The 7,648-nt window shown below is 72.7% G+C and carries 7 protein-coding genes; 3 read left to right on the top strand and 4 right to left on the bottom strand.

Going from position 1 to position 7,648, the window contains the following annotated elements:
- Positions 1–36: 36 nt before the first annotated feature.
- Together ACT2CW_RS29115 and ACT2CW_RS29110 are read left to right on the top strand one after the other, a co-directional pair.
- Complete coding sequence (locus tag ACT2CW_RS29115; RefSeq protein WP_037953954.1) at positions 37–240, top strand: MbtH family protein; 204 nt, start codon at positions 37–39, stop codon at positions 238–240.
- Positions 241–389: 149 nt separating this feature from the next.
- Complete coding sequence (locus ACT2CW_RS29110) at positions 390–1,253, top strand: SAM-dependent methyltransferase (protein WP_164423347.1); 864 nt, start codon at positions 390–392, stop codon at positions 1,251–1,253.
- Positions 1,254–1,292: 39 nt separating this feature from the next.
- Here the strand turns inward: ACT2CW_RS29110 and ACT2CW_RS29105 are convergent, their stop codons facing one another.
- Together ACT2CW_RS29105 and ACT2CW_RS29100 are read right to left on the bottom strand one after the other, a co-directional pair.
- Positions 1,293–1,508 (bottom strand): ferredoxin, encoded by a 216-nt coding sequence (locus ACT2CW_RS29105; protein ID WP_201851960.1) that lies wholly within the window; start codon positions 1,506–1,508, stop codon positions 1,293–1,295.
- 5 nt (positions 1,509–1,513) lie between these two features.
- The gene (locus ACT2CW_RS29100; RefSeq protein WP_445518762.1) at positions 1,514–2,704 is read right to left on the bottom strand and encodes a cytochrome P450; all 1,191 of its coding nucleotides are present in this window, start codon (positions 2,702–2,704) and stop codon (positions 1,514–1,516) included.
- A 133-nt stretch (positions 2,705–2,837) separates the two neighbouring features.
- On the opposite strand from ACT2CW_RS29100, the gene ACT2CW_RS29095 reads away from it, so the two are divergent.
- On the top strand, positions 2,838–3,431 hold the full coding sequence (locus ACT2CW_RS29095; RefSeq protein WP_164423341.1) for a TetR/AcrR family transcriptional regulator: 594 nt from the start codon (positions 2,838–2,840) through the stop codon (positions 3,429–3,431).
- A gap of 24 nt (positions 3,432–3,455) precedes the next feature.
- Here ACT2CW_RS29095 and ACT2CW_RS29090 read toward each other — a convergent pair whose 3' ends face one another.
- Positions 3,456–6,140, bottom strand: a complete 2,685-nt coding sequence (locus tag ACT2CW_RS29090) for a discoidin domain-containing protein (RefSeq protein WP_445518761.1) — start codon at positions 6,138–6,140, stop codon at positions 3,456–3,458.
- A 131-nt stretch (positions 6,141–6,271) separates the two neighbouring features.
- Positions 6,272–7,591, bottom strand: a complete 1,320-nt coding sequence (locus ACT2CW_RS29085; RefSeq protein ID WP_445518760.1) for an NAD(P)/FAD-dependent oxidoreductase — start codon at positions 7,589–7,591, stop codon at positions 6,272–6,274.
- Positions 7,592–7,648: the final 57 nt, after the last annotated feature.

The raw sequence follows: 7,648 nt of genomic DNA, 5'->3' as shown, positions 1-7,648 counted from the left end.
TCCGATCCGACCGATCATCGACAGGAGAGAACGACCATGGACGACAACGCCCGCTACCAGGTGCTGCGCAACGACGAGGACCAGTACTCGCTGTGGCCCGCCGACCTCGAGGTGCCCGAGGGCTGGCACACCGTCGGCAAGGAGGGCACCAAGGACGAGTGCTCCGCCTACGTCGACGAGGTGTGGACCGACATGCGGCCGCGCAGCCTGCGCGAACGCATGGACAACGCGGCCTCCTGACCCGGGTCCGGTGACGCGGCGCGGCCGGCGCGCGATGGCGCCGGCCGCACCGGGCCCCTCAACTTCCCCCTACGATCACGCGGTTACCATCCTTGGAACAGTCGGCCGCGGCGTGAGGGATCGCGCCCGGATACGGAGGAGAACACCACGTGACCGCGCAAGGGGTAGCATCCCAGACCGGAAGCGGGCCGGAGCCCCCCAACACCCCCCTCAACCAGGGGCGACCGCACAGCGCCCGGATGTACGACTACTTCCTGGGCGGCAAGGACAACTACGTCGCCGACCGTGAGGCCGCGGCCAAGGTGCTCACCCTGTGGCCGGGTGTCATGATCGCCGCCAGGACCAACCGGGCCTGGATGCACCGCGCGATCCGGTTCCTGGCCGCCGAGCGGGGCATCCGCCAGTTCCTCGACATCGGCACCGGCATTCCCACCCGGCCGAATCTGCACGAGGTCGCCCAGGGCATCGCCCCGGAGTCCCGGGTCGTCTACGTGGACAACGACCCCATCGTCCTCGCCCATGCCCAGGCCCTGCTCAAGAGCCACCCCGAGGGCCGCACCGCCTATGTGCACGGGGACGTCACCGAGCCCGAGGCCATCCTCGCCTCGCCCGACCTCACCGAGGTGCTGGACCTCTCCCAGCCGGTCGCGCTGAGCCTGGTCTCGCTCCTGCACTTCGTCCCCGACGAGTGGGGCCCGTACGACCTCGTCCAGCGGCTGGTCGACGCGCTCGCCCCGGGCTCCTTCCTGGTGCTGAGCCACATCACCCCGGACTTCGACCCCGAGGCCACCCAGAAGACCGTGCAGGTCTACCACAGCGGCGGCATCCAGGGGAAAATCCGCACCAGGGACGAGGTGGCGCGCTTCTTCACCGGTCTGGAGCTGGTCGAACCGGGCCTGGAGGTGCCGCACCGCTGGCGCGCCGACCTGGCCGAAACGGACTCCCATGTGGAGACCGGCGATGTGACCGACGAAGAGGTGTCCTTCTGGGCGGGCGTCGCGCAGAAGTCCTGACCCGGGGTCTCCCGGACGGGGTTCAGGGACGGACGGGGTTCAGGGACGCGGTCCGACGGTCGTGGTGCCGTCGCGGATGGTGATCGCCAGCGCGGGACAGGAGTCCGCCGCGTCCAGCACCCGCTCCTCCTCCGGGACCTCCTCGCGTCGCGGCCGGGCGTGCTCCTCGTCGAGGACGAACAGATCGGGGGCGATACCGGCACACATGCCGGACGCCATGCACCGGCCGCCGTCGACCTCAGCCTTCCAGGTCATCCGGCTCACCACCCGATGGGCATGACGCGGGGCCCGCGGACCAGCATCTGGCCCTTCCACTCCACATCCCCGGCCAGCCGCAGACCGGGGAAGCGGGTGATCAGCGCGCCGAGCGCCTCCTGGAGCTCCAGCCGGGCCAGGGGCGCGCCCAGGCAGTGGTGCACACCGTGGCCGAAGCCCAGGTGCTGGCCGGCGGGGCGGGCGACATTCAGGGTGCCCGGCTCGTCGAAGCGCAGCGCGTCGCGGTTGGCCGAGCCGACGGCGACGAGCACGGGCTCCCCGGCGCGCACCAGAGTGCCGCCCACCTCGATGTCCTCGGTGGCGTAGCGGGGGAACGACGCCGCCATGCCCAGCGGGACGAAGCGCAGCAGCTCCTCGACGGCGCCATGCAGCAGTGCGGGCTCCTCGCGCAGCCGGCGCAGTTGGTCCGGGTGGTCCAGGAGCGTCAGCACGAAGTTGGGGATCTGGGTGGCCGTGGTCTCGTGCCCGGCCACCAGGATGCCCACGCACAGATCGACGAGCTCGAGCTCGGACAGCCGGTCGCCCGCGTCCCTCGCCTCGATCAGCGACGTCATGATGTCGTCCCGCGGGCGGATGCGATGGTCCTCGATCAGACCGGCCATATAGGCGCGCAGCTCCTCGCGGTTGCGGTCGAACTCCTCGGCGCTCAGGGAGCTCGTGGACAGCGCGGCGTCGCTCCAGGTGCGGAACTTGGGGCGGTCCTCCTCCGGGACGCCGAGCAGGGCGCAGATGACCCCGACCGGAATGGGCAGGGCGTAGCGGTCCACGAGATCGACGGGTGGCCCCGCGGCCTCGAGCTCGTCGAGCAGGTCATGGGTCAACTGCTTGACCCACGGCCGGAGTTTCTCCACCTGGTGGACGGTGAAGGCCTTGGCCACGAGGGTGCGCAGCCGGGTGTGGTCGGGCGGGTCCATGGCCAGGATGCCGCTGTCGCGCCGGGCCTCGGACTGCCGTGGCACATCGTGGTGGAGCGCCGCGGCCCGGCTGAAGCGCCGGTCCCCGAGCACCAGCCGGGCGTCGGCGTACCGCGTGGCCAGCCAGGCGGGCTCACCGTAGGGCATGCGCACCCGGAGTAATCCGGTGCGGTTCCTGGCCTGGTCGTACGCCTCGCTCAGCGCGAGCCCCTCGGCGGAGTTGAAGGGATAGGCGATGGGTGTCGTCTCCGCTGTGGTCACCGTGATTCTCCCTTGCGTAAGCACGTGCTTACAAAGCTAGGAGGCGGCGGCTGGTACGGTCAACGGCCCCTTTGCGCCGTTGATCTGACGGACCGCAGGGAAATCGCCGGAGGCAGACGAGAGGGGTGTCGTGATGGGGACGACCGTGTCCGAGGGGCAGCGCCGGGACGCGCGGAACACACGTCGGCGGCTGCTGGAGGCCGCGGCGGCGCTGTTCGCCGAGCGGGGCTATGAACGGGCGACGGTCCGGGACATCGCCGATCGCGCGGGGGTCAACCAGGCGCTGCTGTTCCGCTACTTCGGCTCGAAGAGAGCGCTGTTCGGCGAGGTGATCGCGCACAACGGGGAGGAGCAGCTGCGCACCACCCCGCCCGATGAGCTGCTGGAGGCCGCCCTGCGCGGGCTGCTGGGCCACGGCGGCAGGGAACCGGGCAGCCGCGCGCTGGCCACGCTGCTGCGCTCGGTCGACAGCGGCGACGAGATCGGTACCGCGGTGCGCGCCATCAGCGACGACTACGCGCGGGTGCTGGCCTCCCTGTCCAGCGCCGACAACCACGAACTGCGGGCGGATCTGGCGCTGTCCTGGCTGCTCGGCATAGGGATGATGCGGGTGCTGGTGGGCAAGGAGCCGCTGGCGGACGCGGATCCGGACGAGGTGTGCGCGCTGGTCACGGCCGCGCTCGGCACCCTCCTGGACGGCCTTCCGGCGGCAGGCGGCAGACCGTAGCCGGCCGTGCGGCGGGCCGGGGCGCTACTCGCGGAACTCCCCGCGGGGCGTGGTGACGACGCGACGGGCCCGGGCCGGGGTGACCACCTCGCGGAAGGCCGGATCGGTGAGCAGCACGACCGGGGCGATGCGGTGCGGGGAGTCGCAGTGCCAGTGCGGCAGGGCGGCCTCGAGCACGGCCCAGGACTGATCGGTGGCACCGCGGTCGGCCAGCGCCCTGGCCAGGTCCAGGGCCTGCTGGAAGGTGCGGGACTCGGGCAGGACGGGCGGGGCGAAGGCGGCGGCCCTGGCCATCCAGGCGGCGGTGTCGTCGCCCTCGGTGGCGGCGCCGCTCGCGGCCACACCGCCCGCGCCCACCACGCCGTCCACGCCGTCCGGGAGTCGCGGCAGGATGTCGCCGAGGGCCGAGAGATAGCCGCCGGGGGCGCCGGTCCACTCCTCGGCCGCGCAGCGCAGATAGAGCGGGGCGGCCTCGGCCCGTAACTGCTCCATGCCGATCGCCTCGAGGACGCGCGGGTCCCCGAGGATGCCGGTGCGTATCCAGTGGTGGGCGGCGCTGATGTCGAGGAACGCCCCCAGGATGATGCCCAGATACGCACCGGCGCCCGAGCCCTTGACCGCCGCCTGCTCGAAGGTGGCCATCGCCTTGCGCACCTCGCCGCGCAGGGCCTGCGCCCTGCCCTCGGCCACCAGGTCCTCGGCGGTCCCGGGACGCCCCATGCGCACCTCATGGGCCGCCCGGGCCTCGAAGCCCTTGCGCTCCTCGACGACCAGCTCGGCGAACGAGGCGTGCCGGTCGCCCAGGGCCGGATACCAGCTCGCCCAGATGTACGCGGCCCACTCCCCGTCCTCGGACACATCGGCGGGGTCCAGCAGCCAGTGCTGGGCGTCGCCCTCCTCCGAGACCAGCAGCGCCCGGTCCATGAACGCGGTGTCGTCCCAGTCCTCGCCCTCGCCGCCCCGGATGACGCTCCAGGTCTCGGGGTCGGCCTCGCGCAGCCAGCCGACGGTCTTGGCCGGGCGCATCCGCCACATGAACGGGCTGATGTTCAGCCAGCCGTCGGAGGCGCCCAGGAAGGTGCGGTAGCTCGGCGGGAGCCGGGTGCCGAGCCGCTCCTCCAGGGCCAGGACGCTCTCCTCGTCCGCGCCCTCGAACCCGAGCCACCCGGCGGCACGTTGCTCGTCGTCGACCTCGCTCAGCTCGTCCTCGTCGGCCACCCGCAGGATGGTCGCGCTGTACTCCGCCAGATAGGACCGCCACTGCTCGACGGTCCGCGGCGGCCCCGTCACGGACCCCGGCTCCGGGGCGGCCGACACCGATGTGCCGCGGTATCCGGTGGGTGCCTCGCCCGCCCGCTGGTAGTGGCCGATGAAGCCCTTCGGCTGCGGCGCCGAGGTGAAGAGGCGGACCTGGGAGAGCTGGATCTGGTCCTCCCCCGCGTTCCGCGTGATCTCCAGGCGGTAGTGACGGTAGGCGGTGGTGGCGGCGAAGGTGAATCCCCGGGGCTGATGGCGGTGCGCGAAGCTCTCCTCGACGCGGGAGTCCAGGTCCGCCCAGTGCTCCCCGTCGTTCGAGCCCTTGAGGGTCCAGTCCTTCGGATCGCGTCCCGGCATGTCGTCGGCCGAGGTCAGCACGTAGTGGCCGACGGCCACCGGCCGCCGCAGGGTGAACTCCAGCCAGGCGCGGTCGCCATGGCCCAGCCACTTGTGCCATGAGTCGTGCAGCAGGTTCTCCGCGACCTCACCCGCCTCGGCGAACTCGCTGTGCGCCCGGACCCTGGTGACCAGGTCGGTCACCTCGGCCTCCGGGCCGGGCTCGGCGGCCAGCAGCGACACCGTGCCCGAGTGGCCCGACGGATCGCCCCAGATGACCCGCTCGACGGGCGACCCCCCGTCCTCGATCAGCAGCCGCAGCTCCTGGCGGAGGCCAGGGCCCCCGGACCCGCAGCCCTCCACCGTGCGGAAGCGGTGCATCACCTCCTCGAGCGCGCTGTCCCGCAGCGGTGAGCGGCCCTCCAGCGCCCCCCGGTACTCGGTGAGCGTGCCGTCGGCGGCCCTGCGGTGCCCGTAGAACTCCGTCATCGCCGGCTGGAAGCCGATCGACGCCTCCGCGCCGTCCTGTCCGCGCCAGGCGAGCCGGACCGGCAGCGAGCCCTCGCCCCGGTCGAGGTGGACCAGCAGCCGTGGGGCTGGCCGCCATTCGGCGGAGCCCGGGGCGCGCCACTCGGTGCGGTAGGCGCACACCGCCGCCTCGGCCGGGCGCTCCTCCGCCATGGGGTGCATACGGGCGCAGATGCGGGACGGTTCGACGCTGATCCGGTACAGCCAGAGCAGCCCACGCGCCTCGGCACAGCCCCGGACGCACAGCGTGTTCAGGCCCGCCACCAGCGCCTCACCGGGGACCGCGAAGGCCACCTCCCGTGGGCGGGCGCCACCGGGCACGGTGAACCGCGAGATCACCGCATGCCCGTTGACGGTGATGTCGATGGGCGCCCATCCCAGGGACTCCCCCAGCGGTGAGACCCGCGCGATCAGGGTGAGCGTCAGCTGCTCCGGCAGCTCGCCGCCGTCCAGCGCGAAGTCGAGCTCGACACGTCCGCCCGCGCCGATCGCGAGACGGTCCCGGTCGGGATGGCACCGTATGTACCGGGCCGTGCCATTGCCGAATCGAGGCGGATCGATGGTGAAATCCGCGAAAGTCGCTCGCACGCTGTGCTCCTGATGGGGCCGTCTGGTCCATTGACATGTCGTCGGGGCATGGGTGCGGGTGGCCTCACAACACCCGGATGCTGCCGATGCTAGGGCGGCCGGCCGGTACCGTCCGTGATCCGCGACGATCTCTAGGGGGATGCGGGTCGGCCGCTCCCTCCCCCGCGCAGCACGGCCCCGAGGACGGCGGGGCGCATCAGCGCGGTGGGCGCGGCGACCATGGACATCACCTCGTGCAGGACCTTGCAGACCCCCGGGTCGACGGTGGCGCGCCGGATGACCCGGTCCAGATAGCGGTGCTGGGCCCGCACCCCCAGTCCGGCGGGGCCGCCCGTGGTGGTGGGGAAGCGCACATCCTCGCTGGAGGACAGCATCCACGCGGTGTCCGCGGCGGCCGCGATGCTCTTACGGGCGGTGTGCGCCGTGCGGTGGCCGATGCCGCCGTGGCGCTCGGCGGCGGCCCGCAGGGCGCGGGCGCCGAGCGCGGACACGGTGATGCCCTGGCCGTAGACCGGGTTGAAGGTGCATACGGCGTCGCCGATGACGACCAGCCCTCGCGGCGCCCGGCGCTCGTAGTGACGCCGCACGCCCGGGCCGGGCCAGAAGCCGCGGACCGCGCCTGCGGGCTCGGCCGCGGCCAGCAACTCGTGCAGGCTCGGGTCCCGCAGCAGCCGCAGCTGCCGATCGAAACCGGCCGCGCCCGGCTCGGCCTGCGCGCCCCGCATACTGCCGACGCTGACGATCCACCGGCCGCCCTCCACGGGCAGCACCACGCCGAGCCTGGGCGCGTCGGGGGCCTTGGTCTGGAGATAGAGCACGTCGAAGCCCGGATCCGCCCCGGCGGGGCGGTGGTACATCCGGCTGGCGTACGACACTCCCGCGTCGACACGCTCCTCGGGGGTGGGCGGACAGCCCAGCCGGGCCAGCCAGGCCGGGACCGAGGAGGTACGCCCGGAGGCGTCGACCACCAACTCCGCACGCAGCTCGCGCACCCGGGCGCGGGCATCGCCCCGCGCCCGAACCTGGACGCCCGTCAGCTCGCCCGGGGTGCCGAGGAGTCCGACGACGTCGGTGTTCTCCAGCCATCGCACCGTGGGCTCGGCGCGCACCCGGCGCAGCACCGTATGGTCGAGCAGCGGTCTGGTGCACGAGAGGAACGCGACCTCGCTCTCGTACTTCGCGAGCCACCCGGCCGCGCTGAGCCAGCGCACGCCCGACATCGGCACCCGCACCGCGCCGGCGGCCAGCAACTCCTCGCGCGCGCCGGGCATCAGCTCCTCCAGCGCCCGATGCCCGGCCTCGAGCAGCAGATGCGCGTGGCGCGCCTGCGGAACGCCCGAGCGGAACACCGGCCCGTCGGGATAGCGGTCACGCTCGACTATGACAATGCGCTCGGCATATCCCCGCAGCGCCCATGCGGCCAGCAGCCCGGCGAGACCTCCGCCGATCACTACCGCGGTCCCTCGCTCCGTACCTTCCCCCGGTACCCCCATGCTACGGAGCGTAGT

The sequence above is a fragment of the Streptomyces sp. NEAU-174 genome, assembly GCF_052665095.1.
Note: the sequence above shows the minus strand (reverse complement) of the source record. Positions and strands in the feature narration are given on the sequence as shown.